This is a genomic window from Streptomyces vilmorinianum (assembly GCF_005517195.1).
GTDB classification, from domain to species: domain Bacteria; phylum Actinomycetota; class Actinomycetes; order Streptomycetales; family Streptomycetaceae; genus Streptomyces; species Streptomyces vilmorinianum.
In genome coordinates this window covers 3640689-3658228 of record NZ_CP040244.1, presented here as the reverse complement: position 1 = coordinate 3658228, position 17540 = coordinate 3640689, and the positions used below count along the sequence as shown (strand labels likewise).

12 protein-coding genes and 3 pseudogenes are annotated in these 17540 nt (G+C 72.2%); 4 read left to right on the top strand and 11 right to left on the bottom strand.

The window, feature by feature from the left end; all coding sequences use genetic code 11:
* Positions 1-17: 17 nt before the first annotated feature.
* The 4 genes from FDM97_RS17280 to FDM97_RS17265 form a co-directional block, all read right to left on the bottom strand.
* Positions 18-1184, bottom strand: a complete 1167-nt coding sequence (locus FDM97_RS17280) for a thiolase domain-containing protein (RefSeq protein WP_137991308.1) — start codon at positions 1182-1184, stop codon at positions 18-20.
* Positions 1177-2235, bottom strand: coding sequence for a thiolase domain-containing protein (locus FDM97_RS17275; RefSeq protein ID WP_137991307.1), 1059 nt, complete (start codon positions 2233-2235; stop codon positions 1177-1179). Before FDM97_RS17275 ends, FDM97_RS17280 begins: the two co-directional genes overlap by 8 nt.
* Positions 2232-3191 carry a Zn-ribbon domain-containing OB-fold protein gene (locus FDM97_RS17270; RefSeq protein WP_137991306.1) on the bottom strand — a complete coding sequence of 320 codons (960 nt, stop codon included), beginning with the start codon at positions 3189-3191 and terminating at the stop codon, positions 2232-2234. Before FDM97_RS17270 ends, FDM97_RS17275 begins: the two co-directional genes overlap by 4 nt.
* A 283-nt stretch (positions 3192-3474) precedes the next feature.
* Positions 3475-4275 (bottom strand): crotonase/enoyl-CoA hydratase family protein, encoded by an 801-nt coding sequence (locus FDM97_RS17265; protein WP_137991305.1) that lies wholly within the window; start codon positions 4273-4275, stop codon positions 3475-3477.
* Positions 4276-4452: 177 nt separating this feature from the next.
* On the opposite strand from FDM97_RS17265, the gene FDM97_RS17260 reads away from it, so the two are divergent.
* Positions 4453-6135, top strand: coding sequence for an acyl-CoA synthetase (locus FDM97_RS17260; RefSeq protein ID WP_137991304.1), 1683 nt, complete (start codon positions 4453-4455; stop codon positions 6133-6135).
* A gap of 383 nt (positions 6136-6518) precedes the next feature.
* Complete coding sequence (locus tag FDM97_RS17255) at positions 6519-8120, top strand: TROVE domain-containing protein (protein WP_137991303.1); 1602 nt, start codon at positions 6519-6521, stop codon at positions 8118-8120.
* A gap of 79 nt (positions 8121-8199) precedes the next feature.
* Here the strand turns inward: FDM97_RS17255 and FDM97_RS17250 are convergent, their stop codons facing one another.
* Complete coding sequence (locus FDM97_RS17250) at positions 8200-8964, bottom strand: hypothetical protein (protein ID WP_137991302.1); 765 nt, start codon at positions 8962-8964, stop codon at positions 8200-8202.
* Positions 8965-9257: 293 nt separating this feature from the next.
* On the opposite strand from FDM97_RS17250, the gene FDM97_RS17245 reads away from it, so the two are divergent.
* A complete protein-coding gene (locus FDM97_RS17245; protein WP_137991301.1) occupies positions 9258-9788 on the top strand; it encodes a GNAT family N-acetyltransferase in 531 nt (176 codons plus the stop codon).
* A gap of 608 nt (positions 9789-10396) precedes the next feature.
* Here the strand turns inward: FDM97_RS17245 and FDM97_RS36430 are convergent.
* Both FDM97_RS36430 and FDM97_RS17235 read right to left on the bottom strand, forming a co-directional pair.
* A pseudogene (locus FDM97_RS36430) lies at positions 10397-10924 on the bottom strand (GNAT family N-acetyltransferase); the annotation flags it as partial.
* Between the two features lie 48 nt (positions 10925-10972).
* Positions 10973-12490: pseudogene (locus tag FDM97_RS17235) on the bottom strand (alpha/beta fold hydrolase); the annotation flags it as partial.
* Positions 12491-12603: 113 nt separating this feature from the next.
* Between FDM97_RS17235 and FDM97_RS17230 the strand changes: the two are divergent.
* Positions 12604-13407 carry a pentapeptide repeat-containing protein gene (locus FDM97_RS17230; protein ID WP_137991300.1) on the top strand — a complete coding sequence of 268 codons (804 nt, stop codon included), beginning with the start codon at positions 12604-12606 and terminating at the stop codon, positions 13405-13407.
* On the opposite strand, the gene FDM97_RS17225 is transcribed toward FDM97_RS17230, so the two are convergent.
* The 4 genes and pseudogenes from FDM97_RS17225 to FDM97_RS17210 form a co-directional block, all read right to left on the bottom strand.
* The gene (locus FDM97_RS17225; protein ID WP_137991299.1) at positions 13404-14180 is read right to left on the bottom strand and encodes a GNAT family N-acetyltransferase; all 777 of its coding nucleotides are present in this window, start codon (positions 14178-14180) and stop codon (positions 13404-13406) included. The genes FDM97_RS17230 and FDM97_RS17225 overlap by 4 nt on opposite strands.
* A gap of 77 nt (positions 14181-14257) precedes the next feature.
* Positions 14258-14794 carry a cupin domain-containing protein gene (locus FDM97_RS17220; RefSeq protein WP_137991298.1) on the bottom strand — a complete coding sequence of 179 codons (537 nt, stop codon included), beginning with the start codon at positions 14792-14794 and terminating at the stop codon, positions 14258-14260.
* 16 nt (positions 14795-14810) lie between these two features.
* A complete protein-coding gene (locus FDM97_RS17215; protein ID WP_137991297.1) occupies positions 14811-16034 on the bottom strand; it encodes a cytochrome P450 in 1224 nt (407 codons plus the stop codon).
* 230 nt (positions 16035-16264) lie between these two features.
* Positions 16265-17320 (bottom strand): annotated as a pseudogene (locus tag FDM97_RS17210) (type III polyketide synthase); the annotation flags it as partial.
* Between the last annotated feature and the right edge of the window lie 220 nt (positions 17321-17540).

The following is a 17540-nucleotide window of genomic DNA, read 5'->3' as shown; positions in this document are numbered from 1 at the left end:
CCCGGTGCCGACAGACCTCACACAGCCGGGGGACGGTCGCCCACGAGCCACATGGAGAAGAACTGCGCGCCCCCTCCGTACGCGTGCCCGAGCGCCCTTCGTGCGCCGTCCACCTGGTGTTCGCCCGCCCGTCCGCGTACCTGGAGCGCGGCCTCGGCGAAGCGGATCATTCCGGAGGCGCCGATGGGGTTGGTGGAGAGCACGCCGCCGGAGGGGTTCACCGGGAGGTCGCCGTCGAGTTCGGTGACGCCGGCCTCGGTGAGCTTCCAGCCCTCGCCCTCCTCGGCGAAGCCCAGGTTCTCCAGCCACATCGGCTCGTACCAGGAGAACGGCACGTACATCTCGACCGCGTCGATCTCCCGGCGCGGGTCGGTGATGCCCGCCTGCCGGTAGACGTCGGCGGCGCAGTCCTTCCCGGCCTGCGGCGAGACGAAGTCCTTGCCCGCGAAGAGGGTGGGCTCGCTGCGCATCGCGCCGCCGTGCACCCAGGCGGGCGGCCGGGGTGAACGCTCCGCGCCGGCGCGGTCGGTGAGGATCATGGCGCAGGCGCCGTCGGAGGACGGGCAGGTCTCGGAGTAGCGGATCGGGTCCCAGAGCATCGGCGAGGCCTGGACCTTCTCCAGGGTGATGTCGTGCTCGTGGAGGTGCGCGTAGGGGTTCTTCAGGGCGTTGCGCCGGTCCTTGTACGCGACGAGGGAGCCGACGGTGTCGGGGGCGCCGGTGCGGCGCATGTAGGCGCGTACGTGCGGGGCGAAGAAGCCGCCCGCCCCCGCGAGCAGCGGCTGCTGGAAGGGGACGGGCAGGGAGAGGCCCCACATGGCGTTGGATTCGGACTGTTTCTCGAAGGCGAGGGTGAGGACCGTGCGGTGGACACGGGCGGAGACCAGGTTCGCGGCGACGAGAGCCGTGGAGCCGCCGACCGAGCCTGCGGTGTGGACGCGGAGCATCGGTTTGCCGACGGCGCCGAGGGCGTCGGCGAGGTAGAGCTCGGGCATCATCAGGCCCTCGAAGAAGTCGGGGGCCTTGCCGATGACGACGGCGTCGATGTCCGCCCAGGTCAGTTCGGCGTCCTCGAGGGCGCGCAGGGCGGCCTCGCGGACGAGTCCGGCGATCGACACGTCCCGGCGGGCGGCGACGTGCTTGGTCTGGCCGATCCCGACGACGGCGACAGGCTCCTTAGGCACGAGAGTCCCCTTCCAGGACGGCGACCAGGTTCTGCTGCAGGCAGGGGCCCGAGGTGGCGTGGGCGAGGGCGCGGTCGGAGGCGCCCCGGTGGATGCGGGCGGCGGCCTCGCCGAGCCGGACGAGGCCGGCGGCCATGACCGGGTTGGCGGCGAGCGCTCCGCCGGACGGATTGACCCTCACCCTCTCGTCGAGGTCGAGGGCTCTGCGGAGCACGACCTCCTGGGAGCTGAAGGGCGCGTGCAGTTCGGCGGTGTCGACGGGCCGGTCGAAGGCTCCGGCGCGTTCGGCGGCGAGCCGCGTGGAGGGCGAGTCGGTGAGGTCGCGCACCCCGAGGGCGTGGGCCTCGATGCGGTGGTCCATGCCCCGGATCCAGGCGGGCCGTGCGCACAGTTCGCGTGCCCGGTCCCCGGTCGCGAGGATCACGGCGGCCGCGCCGTCGCCGACGGGCGGGCAGTCGCCGGTGCGCAGCGGCGCGACGACGTAGTCGCCCTGGGGGCGGGCGCCGGGCAGCTGGGCGTGCGGGTTGGCGCTCGCGTCCTGGCGGCTGCGGGCGGCGACGGCCGCCAGCTCCGGCTCGTCCGTGTGGCCCGCGTCGATGAGCGCCCGTGCCTGGAGGGCGGCGAGGGCGACGGAGTCGGGCCAGAGCGGGGCGAGGTAGTAGGGGTCGAGCTGCCGGCTGAGGACGTCGCGCACGGAACCGGGCGAGGACTTGCCGTACGCGTAGACGAGCGCGGTGTCGGCCTCTCCGGTCAGCAGCTTCACCCACGCCTCGTACAGCGCCCAGGCGCCGTCCATCTCGACATGGGACTCCGAGATCGGCGGCCAGGCGCCGACGCCGTCGAGGGCCATGGTGAAGGAGAAGGCGCGCCCGGCGAGGTAGTCGGAGGAGCCGGAGCAGGTGAAGCCGATGTCGGAGGTCTTGCATCCGGTCTGCCGCAGCACCTCGTGGAGCACGGGCATGACCATCTCGACCTCGGAGAGCTCGTCCGTGCGCCGCAGGTGGTCGGTCTGGGCGAAGGCGACGATCGCCACCTCTCGGTCCGGCGTCACAGCAGCTCCTTGTAGGTGTCGTAGTCGGCGTCGGGCTCGCCTGTGGGCCGGTAGTGGTCGGGGTAGCGGCCGCCCTCGCTCCAGACTGGTTCGACGCGCAGCCCCATGCGGACCTGGTCGTAGGGGATGCCGCCGATCCGGCCGTGGAGCGCGAGCCCGGCGCCGTCGAGGGCGATGTGGGCGTAGACGTACGGGACGTCGATGTCGAGTCCCCGCGCCTTGATGTTGACGATGCAGAAGGTGGTCACCGTGCCGCGCGGGCCGACCTCGACCTGGTCGGTGGTCGCGACCCCGCAGGTGGGACAGGCGCCGCGGGGCGGCACGTACACCTTGGAGCAGGACGGGCAGCGTTCGCCGACGATCCTGTTGTCGGTGAGGGCGTGGAGGTAGCCGGTCTGGGCGCGGCCGGGGGTGTACGTGTAGTCGAGCCGGGCGGGGGCGACGATGCCGGTGACGGGGTCGTCGAAGGTCCCGTCGTGGCCGAGTGCCTCGTGGCCTTCGACGCTCTCGTACGGTTCGAAGCAGGCGATGTCGGTGATGGCGCCGGCCCGCTCCTCGGCCCAGCGGATCCTGACCCGCATCCCGGTGCGGACGGCCTCGGGGCCGGGCGCGTCGAGGGCGTGCAGGAGGGCGGTGTCGGCGCCGTCGAGGCGGACCAGGACCCAGGCGAAGGGGGTCGCCAGCGGCTGTCCGCGTCGGGGCTCGGGGTTCCAGGCCCAGGTGGTGACGGTGCCGGTGGCGCCGACCTCGACGAGGTCACGGAGTTCGGCCGCGGTCTCGGGGTCGTATTCGACGGGCGGGACGAGCACGCGCCCGTCACCGGTCCGGACGCCGAGGACGGTCCGCTCGCGCAGCCCGGTCAGGAACGCGGACTGGACGGGTCCGAGGGAGCGGGTGAAGGGGAACTCGACGACAAGGGGTGCGCGAAGGGTGTCCGGCGCGGGGGCGGCGGTCATGGGCGGGGCTCCTTGGTTGGGGGTGGCGGCGGGCGGTACGGGCTGGGGCCGCTGCGCGGGGCCTTCTCCCCACCCCGCCCCTTCCCGAACTGGGGGCAAGCCCCCAGACCCCCGTACGGCCTGCGGCCGTGTCCTCAATCGCCGGACGGGCTGAAATTCCGCCCCCGGGGCGGAGCATTCAGCCTCGCTGGGGGTCCCCTCACGCCCTCAGGGCGTAGGGGGAGTTTGAGGCGCGGGGTCCGGGGCGGAGCCCCGGTTCGGGAAGGGGCGGGGTGGGGAAAGGTCACTCCCGCCGGTACACGGGCGGCCGCCTCTCCGCGAACGCCCGGGCACCTTCCTTCGCGTCCGCCGTCTCGAAGATCGGCCAGCCGCGCTTCAGTTCGGCCGCCAGGCCCTCCGTCTCGGCCATCTCGGCGGTCTCGTACACCGACGCCTTCACGGCCTCGACGGCGAGCGGTCCGCAGGCGTTGATCTGCTCGGCGACGGCCAGGGCCGCATCCAGCGTCGTGCCGTCGGGGACGACCCGGCCGACCAGTCCGATCCGGGCGGCCTCCTCGGCGCTGTAGGGGCGGCCGGTCAGGAGCATCTCGAGGGCGTGGGTGCGGGCGATCTGGCGGGGCAGCCGGACGGTCGAGCCGCCGATCGGGAAGAGTCCGCGCTTGACCTCGAAGAGCCCGAAGGTGGCGGAGGCGCCCGCGATCCGGATGTCGGTGCCCTGCAGGATCTCCGTACCGCCCGCGACGCAGTAGCCCTCGACGGCGGCGATGACGGGTTTGCGGGGGCGGTGGTGGCGCAGCATCGCCTTCCAGTGCAGATCGGGGTCGGCCTTCATCCGGTCCCGGTACTGCTCGCCCTCCATTCCCTTGCCCGCCAGCGCCTTGAGGTCCATCCCGGCGCAGAAGGAGCCGCCGGCCCCGGTCAGGACCACGGAGCGGATCGTGTCGTCGGCGTCCGCCTCCAGCCAGCCGTCGTAGAGCCCGACCAGCATGGGCAGTGAGAGCGCGTTCTTGGCCTGCGGCCGGTTGAGTGTGAGCACGAGTGTGGCGCCTTCGCGCTGCACGGTGAGGTGTTCGGTCCCACCCATGGACGTCCTCCCGTCTCCAGACCTAGAACAGGTTGCAGGAGGTGCGGGTCCAGTTCAATAGTTTTCTGACACTCAGTCAGATTCTTCTGCGCGACCCCTTCCCACCTCCGCCGCCCGGCGCTCTAATGACCGCCGAGTCAGTTCGGGACAGGACGACCAGCGGGGTCAGGAGGAACGGTGGAGTACAACCTTGCCGACCTGTTCGAATCGGTCGTGGACGTGGTCCCGGAGCGCGAGGCGCTCGTCTACGTCGACCACCCGGGCACGGGGGCGGAGCGCCGGCTCACGTACGCGCAGCTCGACGCCGCCGCGAACCGCCTGGCCCACCATCTGATCGACTCCGGCCTCCGGCCGGGCGAGCACCTGGGCCTGCACCTCTACAACGGCATCGAGTACCTGCAGACCGTCCTGGCCTGCCTGAAGGCGCGGCTCGTCCCGGTCAACGTGAACTACCGCTATGTGGAGGAGGAGCTGGTCTACCTCTACAAGGACGCCGATCTGGCCGCGCTCGTCTTCGACGCCGAGTTCACCGGACGGGTCGCGGCGGCGCTGCCGCAGACGGAGAAGCTGCGGCACCTCGTGCGGGTGGGGACCCCGCACGCCCGCCGCCCGACCACCACCCCTCACCGAGCCGCTTCGCAGCACAGCGCCTCGTTCCAGGCGGCGCCCGCTCTCGACTGCGTACCGTTCACCGAGGCGGAGGCGGCCGGTTCGCCGGAGCGCGGGTTCGCGGAACGGTCCGCCGACGACCTCTTCATCATCTACACGGGCGGTACGACGGGGATGCCGAAGGGCGTCATGTGGCGCCAGGAGGACCTCTTCTTCGCCGGGCTCTTCGGCGGCGAACCCTCGGGCGAGCCGGTCAAACGGCCCGAGGAGCTGGCCGAGCGGGTCGCCGCGCGCGGCGCCGGCCTCACGTTCTTCCCCGCTCCCCCGCTGATGCACGGGACCTCGACGCTGACCTCGTTCATCGCCTTCAACTACGGCCAGCGGGTGGTCATCCACCGCAAGTACGTGCCGGAAGAGGTGCTCCGCACGATCGAGAAGGAGAAGGTCTCCAGCGTGTCGCTGGTGGGCGACGCGATGCTCAGGCCTCTCATCGACGCCCTCCACGGCCCGCTCAAGGGCACCGACCTGTCCTCGCTGTTCAGCGTCTCCTCCTCCGGGGCGATCATGTCGGAGACGGTACGGGCCCAGTTCCAGGAGCTGGTGCCGAACGTGCTGCTCCTGAACAACTTCGGCTCGTCGGAGTCCGGGTCCAACGGCAAGGCGACGGACGACTCGGGCCCGGAGAAGGGCTTCCGGCTCGAGGTCAACGAGCGCACGCAGGTGGTGGACCCGGTGACGCACGAGCCGGTGCCGGTGGGCGAGCCGGGCCGCCTCGCCCAGCGCGGCCATGTGCCGCTCGGCTACTACAACGACCCGGCGAAGACGGCCGAGACCTTCTTCCGGAAGGGCGACGAGCGGTGGGTGCTGCTCGGTGACATGGCGACCGTCGACGAGGACGGCATCGTCACCGTCCTCGGGCGCGGCTCGCAGTGCATCAACACCGGCGGCGAGAAGGTCTATCCGGAGGAGGTCGAGCAGGCGCTCAAGTCCCATCCGGACGTGTACGACGCGCTGGTCGCCGGGGTCCCGGACGCGAAGTGGGGCAACCACGTGGCGGCCGTGGTCCAGCTGAGGACCGGGGCACCGGCCCTCGACCTGGAGTCCGTACAGACGCACTGCCGCACCCGGCTCGCCGGGTACAAGATCCCCCGCCAGCTGGTGATCACCGACCGGATCCAGCGGTCGCCGAGCGGCAAGGCGGACTACCGCTGGGCCCGTTCGGTGGCGGCGGCCGAGGACGGCGGGGTGTAGGGCGCTTCTCGCGGCCTTGTCGTAGCGGGTGGCGAGGCCGCGCCACCGCGTGAGCCTGCCACGCCGTCGTAGACCCCCACGGGGCCCTCGCCGGGGCCCCGCCGGGGCCAACGGCACCCCTGTCGGAGTCCAGGTACGGGCCCGCGTTTAATCGCTGGTGTGCGGCCCGGCGGCCCTTGTAAGTTGGCACCGCGACCGCGCCTCCGATGCGCTCGGCTGCGGCTACTTCCTTCTGACAACCAAGTGCCGCCGCCCCTTCTGATCTCGGCAGGCGCGGGCGTGCTCGCCCCGTAGGACCTTCTGGCCGGGGCCGTCCGATCCTTTTGAATCCGGGGGATTCACTGCCTCGTCACACCCCACGCGTCTCCAAGATCTGGTCCGAGATGCTCGTGGCCCCGCACGTGTCGGCGGCCGCCCGCTCCCTGACCCCACCACGGCTCCACCGAGGGCCCGCCGCGCCGGACTTCCGCACCTACGCGGGCGGCCCGGCCTTTGTCCGTGAACCCCGCCAGGAGCTCTTCCTCCTGGCGGTCGGCAACTTCGTCGCCCAGCGCACCTTTTACGAGAGCGGTGAGGAACGCGACGACCGGTACGTCCGTCTCGTCGGGGAACTCGCCGTCCAGGACCCCGTGTGGACGGCCGGCCTGCTGCGCTGGCTTCGCGGCGAGGGCACCATGCGCACGGCGTCCCTGGTGGGCGCCGCCGCGTACGTGCGGGCCCGGCTCGTTGCCGGGGTGTCCGGAGGACCGTCCAACCGGTCCGTGATCGACTCGGTGCTCCAGCGCGCCGACGAGCCCGGCGAGCTGCTCGCCCATTGGATCTCGGCGTACGGGCGGAACGTGCCGCAGCCTGTGAAGCGGGGCATCGCCGACGGCGTACGGCGCTTGTACACGTCCCGGTCCCTGCTCAAGTACGACACCGCCTCCAAGGCCTTGCGCTTCGGCGACGTGCTCAACCTGGTGCACGCCTCCCCCGACCCGGACAAGCCCTGGCAGGGCGCGCTCTTCCGGTACGCACTGGACCGCCGCCACCACCCGGAGCAGGCGGTTCCGCCGGCCTCCGACCACCTGCTGACCTCCCACCGGGCGCTGATGGAGTCGGCGCCGGACGAGCGGCGAGCGGTGGTGACCGGACCGGGCGGCTCCGAGCGGCTGGCCGCCGCGGGCATGACGTGGGAGGCCCTGGCGGGCTGGCTCCACGGACCGGTGGACGCCGCCGTCTGGGAAGCCGTGATCCCCACAATGGGGCCGATGGCGCTCCTGCGGAACCTGCGGAACTTCGACGAGGCCGGGGTCTCGGACAACGTCGCAGCCCGGGTCGCCGCACGGCTCGCGGACGCCTCCGAGGTCGCCCGGTCCCGGCAGTTCCCCTTCCGCTACCTGGCCGCCCACCGGCACGCGCCCTCGCAGCGCTGGGCGCCCGCGTTGGAGCACGCCCTGGCCCACTCCCTGGCCAACGTACCGGCCCTGCCCGGCCGGACCCTGATCCTGGTGGACCGGTCCGACTCCATGTTCTGGGACACCGTCTCCGAGCGATCCAAGCTGACCAGGGCGGACGCGGCGGCCGTGTTCGGCACGGCGTTGGCCATGCGTGCCGAGCAGGCGGACCTGGTGGAGTTCGGCTGGCGCAGCGCACAGGTGCCGTTCGAACCGGGCGAGCCGGTGCTCAAGGTTCTCGAACGGTTCCATCGTCTCGGCGGCACCCACACCACGAAGGCGGTGCGGACCCACTACGGGAAGCACGACCGGGTCCTGATCGTCACCGACGAGCAGGCCGCCCCCTACGGCCCCGGCGGGCCGGCCGAACCGGTCCCGGCCGACATACCGGTCTACACGTGGAACCTGGCGGGGTACCGACCCGCCCACGGCCCCACTGGCCCCCACCGGCACACCTTCGGCGGCCTCACGGACGCCGCGTTCCGGATGGTCGGCCTCATCGAGGCCGGGCACGAGGCCGCTTGGCCGTGGACCGCTGATCCGGCCTGATCCGGCCTGATCCGGCCTGATCCGAAACAAACGGCCGAGGGCCTGGGCACCGTTCGCAGGTGTTGCGCCGCTTGGCGGGCTACCGGCCCAGCGCGGACCGGAGCGTCACGCCGTGCCGGATGCGCAGCCGCCGCACCTCCCAGAGGGACAGCAGGGTCACCGACAGCGGGCCGCCGAGCGAGAAGGTGTGGATCACGACGGGCGGAGCAGCCACATCCGCGCCGTCGAAGAGCTGAAGGCCGTAGAGCGACCAGACCAGCAGCGGTGAGAGCAGGGCCGGCAGCAGCTCATGGACGTCCCCCGTGCGGAAGCAGGAGTTCATGCCTTTGACAGCGGCGGCAAGGGTGAAGCACACCGCCGCGACGAGAACGGCGGCGCAGGCGAGTGCCGCCAGGACGAACAGCAGACCGATCACCAGACCGGTGATCATCGTGCCCACGGTGGTGCCGAACAGCCCGAAGGTGAAGTCGTGCGGGCCGACGTCCCCGAGCGAGACGATGTCACCGCCCAGGGCCGCCGCCATCAGCCAGACCACCCCCGCCCCGAGGGGTATCGCGCCGAGCGCGCACAGAGGGCCGCCGATACGGCCCGCGTACGTGCGCCCGAGGGGCTCTCGGGCCAGGACGATGAAGACGCCGACGCCGACGACAGCGGCGACCAGCACGATGCCGCAGCCGATCAGCAGCTCCTCCAGCTTGCCGAGCACGAAACTCTGGCGCCGCACGCGCAACGGATAAGCGAAGAGCAGCCACACCGTGGCCAGCAGCCCCAGCGCTGTGCGGACGCTCTGCATCCGGGCGATGACCGGATCGTCGATGCGGTCCGGCCGGGAGGAGTCGGTCATCCTCGATGCCGCGGTGACCAGAACATTGACGGGGTGACGCGTAGCCAACTGAGCTCTCCGATAAGTGTTTACGTGTACGGGGGAGCCCAGATCCGGCGCCCGACGCCGGCTGCCACCCTAGCTGATCATGTTCGCGTCACCAGAGCCCGTGGTGGTGCGGTGTAGCTCCGTCTCGGGGGCAGCTGATCTGGGGTGTGCGACGGCCGTTGACCAGCCCGGGGGTGGTCTGATGGGCCGTGCCCGGTCGGGATATTCGCTGGTCGCCGCTTGTTGATGGTGGTCATACTGCCGCGATGGATCCAGTGACTCTTGAGACCGACCGTCTGGTGCTGCGGGCCTTCACGCCCGCCGACGTGGATGCGGTGTACGAAGCCTGCCAGGACGAGGACATCCAGTTCTACACCCCGGTGCCGGTGCCGTACCGGCGCGCGGACGCGGAGCAGCTCGTCGGCGAGAAGCTGCCCGCTCAGTGGGCCGAGGACAGGGACTACACCCTCGGCGCGTTCCGCAAGGACACCGGCGCCCTGGTCGGCTCGTACTGCCTGACCCTCATCAGCCGCGGCGTCTGGGAGCTCGGTTACTGGGCGGTCAAGGAGCAGCGCGCACGCGGGTACTCGGTGGAGGCCGCTCGGGCCCTGTGCGACTGGGGCTGGGCCATGCTCGACGTGCACCGCATCGAGTGGTGGGCCATGGTCGGGAACACCGGCTCACGTGCCGTCGCCGAGAAACTCGGCTTCACCGTCGAAGGGACACTGCGCAATCGCAGCATCGCCAACGACGGCAAGCCGCACGACTGGTGGGTGGGCGGGCTGCTGAGGCCCTGATACTCGGGCCGGTGCTTGGCCGGCTGCGTTCGCAGGCCCCGACCACCCGGCGTGCGGCTTCGGACCCTGGCGGACGTGTTCGCCTACGCCGAGGCCGCGGGGATCCGGTTGCGGATCGATGGCGCCGAGACCCAGGTTCGCCGCCCGAAGGCAGGCTGGCCCGAACGACGGGCCTTCGTCTCCGGCAAGTGATGCGCATCGAGGGTACCGCCGAGCAGTTCCGGCTCCACCCGAAGGTGACGGCCGAGGGCGACGAGGGCCACCGGGGGCTGGCCCACGAGTTCCCTGACCAGATCAGCGCCCCTCCGAAGAAGCCGAAGGGCGACGCGCCGCTCGGCGAGCAGTACGCCTGGCGGGAGATGCGCCGACGGCAGTCCTCGGAGCGGATCTGCGTCGAGCACGCCAACGCCGAACGGCGGCAGTGGTGCCCGCTCCAGCGCTGCACCCGCCCACGCGAGGACGTGGCGTCGACCCCACGTGGAACGGAAGCCCCGCGCTGCCGCCGCCGACCGTCTGGGCGGACTGCTCGGCAAGGACCTGGAGACCCGGGCTCCTCGGCAGCGGTGCCCCTCGGGAGTGGGACCGGCGCGATACGGGCGCGCTCGTCGTCAGCGGGGCTCGGCGGCGGTCAGGGTCTTCGCCCGTGCACGGGTGAGCCGCCAGATCCGTTCCTCGCCCGTCTCGGCCGGAGCGAGGCGTTCGGCCGGGCGGCGCAGGTGCTCGGCGAAGCCGAGGCGGGCCGGGACGGCGCCGCTGGCGTGGTTGGCCAAGTCGTGGACGATCTCGACGTTGTCGACGCCGGGGAGGCGGAAGGCCTGTTCGGCCAGGGCGCGGGCGGTACGGGTGGCCACGCCCTGGCCGGTGGCGGCAGGGTGCAGCCAGTAGCCGATCTCGCGGGTGTTGTCCGGGGTGTCGTCGTGGCGGTACAGCCCGCAGGCGCCGACGATCGCCCCGTCCAGCACGATCGCGTACACGAACTCCTCCCCCGTCGCCCAGCGCTCCGCGCGGCCGGCCAGAAAGGTCGTGGTGCCGGCCAGGCTGTGCTCGGCGACCCAGGCCATCCACGGCCGGAGGTGCTCCAGCGACTCCTCTATGACCTGGAAGAACTCCGGGAGGTCCGCCTCGGCGTCGAAGCGGCGCAGCGTCAGGTCGCCGAGCTCGATCACATACGGCGGCGCGTCGCGCATGCCGAACTCCCGCAGGGCGGCGAGGAACTCCTCCGGCTTCGACTCATGGATGAGATGTCCGGTCTCGATGGTGACGAGCCGGCAGTCCGGGATCCGGCCGGCCATCCAGGCCAGCCGTTCCTGCGGGATGTGGCTGTTCTCGCCGCCGCCGATGACGAGGGTGGGCGTCGTGATGGCAGTCAGCGCGTCGCGCCAGGCCGGGTCCGGCTCGTTGAGCTGGGCGTTGATCGCCCCCACGACGTCCCAGTCGAGGCCGAGCGGCCCGTCCGGCCGCTCGACGGGGCCGCGCGGCGGGTCGAGCGGGAAGAGGGCGGGGGCGTCCTCGACGACGAGGCGGCCGATCAGTCCCGGCTCGTCCGCGGCGAGGAGGTAGGCGGCGACGCCGCCCATCGAGTGGCCGACCACGTCGGCGCCGGCGAGGTCCAGTTCCTTCAGGAAGCCGCGCAGCTCGTCGCGGAAGACGTCGAAGCCGTACGGGCCGGTCCAGTCGCTCAGCCCGTGGCCGCGCAGGTCGAGGGCGTACACGCGCCGGTCCGTGGCCAGCTCCTCGGCGATGTGTGTCCAGTCGGCGCCGCTCCCGCCCCGGCCGTGGACCAGGACCACGGCCGGGGCCTGGCCCTCGCCCCACACCCGGTAGGCGAGGCGAACGCCGTCGACGGTGACCGTGCGGACCCGGGCATCGAGGAAGGCCGCGACGGAGCGGACGAACGCGCCGGGGTCGTCCACCCACGGGAAGTGCCCCGCACATCGCTGCACGACGAGCTCGGCGTGCGGGAAGAGCTCCGCCAGCTCGGCCGCCCGCGCCGGGGTCGGTGCGCCGTCGTACTCCCCGGCCAGGATCAGCACGGGGGCGGTGACGGCGGCCAGCGCGGCGCGGGTCGTCTCCGGGTCGAACGCGCCGGGCGCGTAGTAGGCCGCGGCCGCCTCCCAGTTGGCCTCCTGCTCCATGCCGGCGGCGTGCGCCTGAGCCGCCTCGTCCCAGCGTCCGTACGCGAAGGGGCTGACGATCTCCATGACCTGAGGGAGCGGGGTGTCGGGTCCGACCGTCGCCAGCGCGGCGCGGGCCTCGGCGTACCAGGGCTGGTCCGCGTGCACCTCCACGGCCTTGTCCCACTCCTCGTCCGTCACCTCGATGCCCACGGCCCGCACACCCGGGGTGACCAGCACGAGGGAGCGCACCCGCTCGGGGTGCGCCGCGGCGTACAACGTGGCCAGGTTCCCGGCGGCGGAGTGGCCGAGCAGATCGATCCGGTCCAGACCGAGGTGGAGCCGGAGCGCCTCGACATCGGCCACCTGCCGGTCGCAGCGGTACGAGGCGGGGTCGGCGGGCTCCGCGCTGGCGCCGGTGCCGCGCGGGTCGAGCACGATCAGGGTGCGGTGGGCGGCCAGTCCGCCGAGGTCGCCGAGGTAGACGGCGTCCCGCATCGGCCCGCCGGGCAGACAGACCAGCGGCTCCCCCTCTCCCTGCGTCCGGTAGGCGAGTTCGGTCCCGTCGGCGGTGGTGAAGGTCGGCATGGCGACGATCCTCGACGGTCCTCGACGATCTTCGCAACCGAGTTCTCCACCGGCGCGATACGGTCGCGATACGGTGGGGTATCCACCCCCACCCAGTAAAGGAACGCACCACCATGCCCGAGACCCTGCGCGGCGACTGCGCGAACTGCTTCGGGCTCTGCTGTGTGGCGCTCCCCTTCGCCAGGTCGGCGGACTTCGCGGTGAACAAGCCCTCCGGCGAGCCGTGCCGGAACCTCCAGGAGGACTTCCGCTGCGGCATCCACACCAAGCTGCGGCCGAGCGGTTTCTCGGGGTGCACGGTGTACGACTGCTTCGGCGCGGGCCAGAAGGTCTCGCAGGTCACCTTCGGTGGGGTCTCCTGGCGCGAGGCGCCGGAGACCTCGCGGCAGATGTACGAGGTGTTCCCGGTCGTACGCCAGCTCCACGAGCTGCTGCGCTACCTCACCGAGGCGCTCGCCCGGCCCGCCGCCCGCCCGGTCCACGCCGAGCTGCGCCGGGCCCTGGCCCGGGTGGAGGCGCTGACCGAGGGCACGGCGGACGCGCTGGAGAAGCTGGACGTGGCCGCGGTCCGGGGCGAGGTGAACCCGCTGCTCCTGAAGACCAGCGCGCTGGTGCGGGCCGGGGCGGGCGGCAAGGCCAAGAGCCGGCGGGGCGCCGATCTGATCGGGGCCCGGCTGCGCGGGGCGAAGCTGCGGGGCGCGGATCTGCGCGGGGCGCTGCTGATCGCCGCCGACCTGTCCGGCGCGGATCTGTCCCTGGCCGATCTGATCGGCGCCGATCTGCGCGACGCCGACCTGTCCGGCGCGGATCTCACCGGCGCCCTGTTCCTCACGCAGCCCCAGCTGAACGCGGCCCGCGGTGACGCCGCGACCCGCCTGCCGGAGGGCTTCGAGCGCCCCGCGCACTGGGCTGCCTAGGGGACGTACACGTACGGGGTGGTCGTCGTCAGGGGGACGAAGCCGAGGCGCTTGAGGATCGGGCGGCTGGTGTCGGCCGCGTCGACCTGGACGAAGCGGTGGCCGCGCTCGACGGCGATCCGGGTGCGGAAGGCGACCAGGGCCCGGTAGAGGCCCTTGCCTCGCCAGGACTCGACCGTGCCGCCGCCCCACAGGCCGGCGAAGTCCGTGCCGGGGTACAGCTCCAGGCGGGCGGCGCTGACGGGCTCGTCGTCGGCCATGGCGAGGACGGCGGCGACGGTGTCGGGGGTGGTGGCCAGCTGGTCGAGGAGGCGGCGGCCGATGGCGGAGCTGTCCCCGCCGAAGGCCCGGTCGTGGACCTCGGTCACCCGCCGCACGCCGGCCGCGTCGGTCACCGGGACGAGTTCGACGCCCTCGGGGAGCTCCACGGCGAGGGGCAGCGTGGCCGCTTCGGCGACCATCAGGGTCTCCCGGTCATCCGCCGTGAAGCCGGCCGCGAGCAGCCGCCGCGCCAGATCGGCCGGGCGGTCGTGTCCGTACACCTTCCACTCGAAGGCGCGGCCGAGCGCGGTGAAGCGGTCGATCTGCTCGGCGATGACCGCGTCGGCGTCGGTCTCGTCGAGGCCGGACCAGAGGATGCCGTTCCAGGCGTGGGCCGGGCCCGACTGCCGTACGACGGGGCCGTCGCGCTCGACGCGGGTGCCGGGCCCGTCCGGGCGGGCACCGAGGCGCAGCTGGCGGTCGTACAGGGCGAGTATCGCTTCGTGGTCCATGCGCGCAGTCCAGCACCGGCCGTCGGAGCGCGGCAATCGGATTTCGCGCTCCGACGGCCCGGTGCCGCTATGTGCGGCTATGTGCGGCTATGGCGCAGCGGGGTGAGCTGTTCGATGTCGTAGCGGCGGCGGAGTTCCTCGACCGCCGCGTGGTCGACCTCGCCGCCCGAGCCGAGGATCTCCATCAGCTCCTCGAAGTACCGCTCGTGGTCCGGCGGCGGGGAGGCCTGGAACAGGACGCGGGCGGGTTCGCCCGTCGGGTTGGCGAAGGCGTGCGGGCAGCCCGGCGGGACGAGCATCAGGGTGCCGGGGGTGGCGCGGACGACCCTCTCGCCGGTGGCGGACTCCCAGTCGCGCCACCGGTCGGGGGTGCGGACGCGCGGTTCGAAGGCGAGGACGTCCAGCTCCCCTTCGAGGACGTAGAAGAGCTCCTCGCTGTGTCCGTGGGTGTGGGCCCCCACGTCGAAGCCGGGCGGGACCTCGACCTCGAAGGTGGAGGAGGTCGGGGTGTGCTCGCCGGTGACCTTGAAGGTGACGCGCTGGGCGGCGGTCGCCAGGGTCTTGCCGTGCCCGGGCGGGACGATGAGCCCGCCTCCGGGGTGGATCGCTGTCATCCGGTCGTACGTCCTCTCACCAGGTCACCGGCAGGGTCTCGGGACCGCGGATCAGCGCGCCCCGCTGCCATCGGATCTCCTCCTCGGGCACGGCGAGCCGCAGTCCGGGGAAGCGCTTCCAGAGGGAGTCCAGCAGGATCTCGGACTCGATGCGGGCCAGTTGGGAGCCGGGGCAGTAGTGCGGTCCGTGGCCGAAGGCGACGTGCGGGTTGTAGTCGCGGTCGAAGTCGAGGCGCTCGGGGTCCGGGAAGACGTCCGGGTCGCGGTTGGCGGTCAGATAGGAGACGTAGACGGGGTCGCCGGCGGGGATGAGGACGCCGCCGACCTCGACGTCCTCCAGGGCGATCCGGGAGAGGCCGACCGCGTTGCGGTGCGGGATGTAGCGCAGCAGCTCCTCGACGGCCTGCGGGAGCAGGTCCGGTTCGGCGCGCAGCCGGGCGAGGTGGTCGGGGTGGGTCAGGAGGGCGTAGACCATGTTGGCGCTGTTGTTGCGCACGGCGTGCGCGCCGCCGATCTGGATGAGGACGGCGAGGCCGACGGCCTCGTGCTCCTCCAGGGTGGTGTCGTCGACGGCGTCGGCGAGGACGGCGGCCAGGGTCTCCTGTCCGGTGCCGTGGCTGCGGCCGATGAGGTCGGTGAAGTACCGCGCCATGTCGGCCTTGGCCTGTTCGCTGGCCTCGCGGCCCGCGCCCGCGGAGATGATCGTGTCGGACCACCGGGCCATGAGCGGCTGGTCGCCCTCCGGTACGCCCATCAGCTCGCTGACCATGGCGAGCGGGAAGGGGCGGTTGACCATCGCCATCAGGTCGGCGGGGGCGCCCTGTTCCTCCATGGTGTCGAGGAGCCGGTCCATGGTGGCCTGGGCGTGGTCGCGCAGGGAGCGCAGGGCGCGGGCGCTGAACGCGCGGGCCACCACGCGCCGCATCCGGGTGTGGTCCGGCGGGTCGGCGAAGCCGACGGCGCCGTCCATGGGGATGAAGTGCGGGGCGAGGCGGGTGACTTGGCGTCCCCAGACGGCCTGGCGGCTGAAGCGGGGGTCGACGGAGACGAACTTGACGTCCTCGTAACGGGTGACCAGCCAGGCATGGCCCTCGCCGTGGGGCAGCCGGACCCGGGTGACGGGGTCCTCGTGGAGCAGCTTGGCGAGCAGCGGGTCGAAGTCGAGGCCGGTCAGGTCGGGTACGGCCCAGAAGTGGACGCGGGGGGTATCGGCGGACCGAGGAGTGGCGGTGGTGGTCATGAGGCGGCTTTCACGGGTGTGGGGCGGTCAGGGACAAGGCTGTTCATCGCGGTGACGGGGGTAAGAGGGGTGACAGGCATGACGGGGGTGACGGGCGGAACGGGGGTTTCGGGCGGAACGGGGGTTTCGGGTGCGGCGCGGATGTCAGGCGGGACGCGGATGTCGGGTGGGACGCGGGTGTCGGCGGTGGCGGGTGGGTCCAGGCGGACCGTCTCGCGCCGGATGTCCTCGGCCGCGGGGTCGCCGGTCCAGCGGCCGAGGGAGATCTCGGCGGTGATGCCGGGGCCGAAGCCCGCGATGAGGCCGGGTGAGCCGGGCGCGGGGCCGCCCTCCTCGAAGAGCCGGCGCAGGGCGTCGAGGACGACGGCGCTCGCGATGTTGCCGTACTCGGTCAGCGTGGCGCGGCTGAAGCGGAAGGCCTCCGGCTCGACCTCGAGGTGACGGCCCAGGTCGTCGAGGATGCGCGGCCCGCCGGCATGGATGATGTAGAAGCCCTGGGCGCCGGCGTCCCGTCCGTGCCGGGCGGCGAGGTCGACGAGGGCGGGGGCGAGCTGCTCCATGGTGCCGGGCACGCGCTTGTCGAGCATGAAGTGGAATCCGGTCTCGCGCACCTTGTAGGCGATCCAGTCCTCGCTGTCGGGCACCAGGTGCGAGCCGTTGCCTTCGAGCCGTACGCCGACGCCGCCCGTGCCGCGGACGACGGCGGCGGCGACCGCGTCGCCGAACAGACCGTTGGAGAGCAGGTTGCCGATGGTGAGGTCGGTGGGCTGGTAGCACAGGGAGCAGAACTCGCAGGCCACGATGAGCGCGTTGGCTCCGGGGTAGGCGGCGCAGAAGTCGTGGGCCCGGTTGATGGCCCCGCCGCCGGCCGCGCAGCCCAGCTGGGCGATCGGCATCTGCCGTGTGTCGTTGCGGAACCCCAGGGTGTTGATCATCCAGGCCGTGAGCGAGGGCATCATGAAGCCGGTGCAGGAGACGTAGACGATCAGGTCGATGTCGCGGGCCTCGAGCCCCGCGTGGGCGAGCGCCTGTTCGACGACGGCGGGAACGCGCGCCTTGGCCTGGGATTCGTACAGGGCGTTGCGCGCCTCGAATCCGGGGTGGGCGAGCGTGCGCTCGATGGGCTGCACGAGGTGGCGCTTGGCGACTCCGGTGTTGCCGATGAGACGGAGCACGAGCGGGAGCTGCTCGTGTCCGGCGTGCAGGGTCCGGGCCAGGTCGAGGGTCTCTTCCCGGGTGATGGTGTGCTCGGGGACGGCGACGGCGGGACGGCACAGGACAGGCATGAGGGTCCACTTCGTCCGGAGGCGTGACGTGAGGCCCGCCCGGCCGGAACGGCTGCCGGTCGGTCCTCTGGCTCTCTCCGATTTCCCCCGTCGTGTGCAGAACGTGCCAGCACCCGATCAAACACACTCAATTGTGTGATCTTATGGAAACCGTAGTGGCATACGGGGTGCACGTGAGGAGCCCCGGGTGTCCACCCGGGGCTCCGTACGGGACCGAAAG

What these genes read in the sequence shown, in the direction of transcription:
- FDM97_RS17255 (WP_137991303.1), top strand. Translation starts at nt 6,519, where the DNA reads ATGCTCGTGGCCCCGCACGTGTCGGCGGCCGCCCGCTCCCTGACCCCA.
- FDM97_RS17245 (WP_137991301.1), top strand. Translation starts at nt 9,258, where the DNA reads ATGGATCCAGTGACTCTTGAGACCGACCGTCTGGTGCTGCGGGCCTTC.
- FDM97_RS17215 (WP_137991297.1), bottom strand. Translation starts at nt 16,034, where the DNA reads ATGACCACCACCGCCACTCCTCGGTCCGCCGATACCCCCCGCGTCCAC.
- FDM97_RS17225 (WP_137991299.1), bottom strand. Translation starts at nt 14,180, where the DNA reads ATGGACCACGAAGCGATACTCGCCCTGTACGACCGCCAGCTGCGCCTC.
- FDM97_RS17220 (WP_137991298.1), bottom strand. Translation starts at nt 14,794, where the DNA reads ATGACAGCGATCCACCCCGGAGGCGGGCTCATCGTCCCGCCCGGGCAC.
- FDM97_RS17250 (WP_137991302.1), bottom strand. Translation starts at nt 8,964, where the DNA reads ATGACCGACTCCTCCCGGCCGGACCGCATCGACGATCCGGTCATCGCC.
- FDM97_RS17230 (WP_137991300.1), top strand. Translation starts at nt 12,604, where the DNA reads ATGCCCGAGACCCTGCGCGGCGACTGCGCGAACTGCTTCGGGCTCTGC.
- FDM97_RS17265 (WP_137991305.1), bottom strand. Translation starts at nt 4,275, where the DNA reads ATGGGTGGGACCGAACACCTCACCGTGCAGCGCGAAGGCGCCACACTC.
- FDM97_RS17270 (WP_137991306.1), bottom strand. Translation starts at nt 3,191, where the DNA reads ATGACCGCCGCCCCCGCGCCGGACACCCTTCGCGCACCCCTTGTCGTC.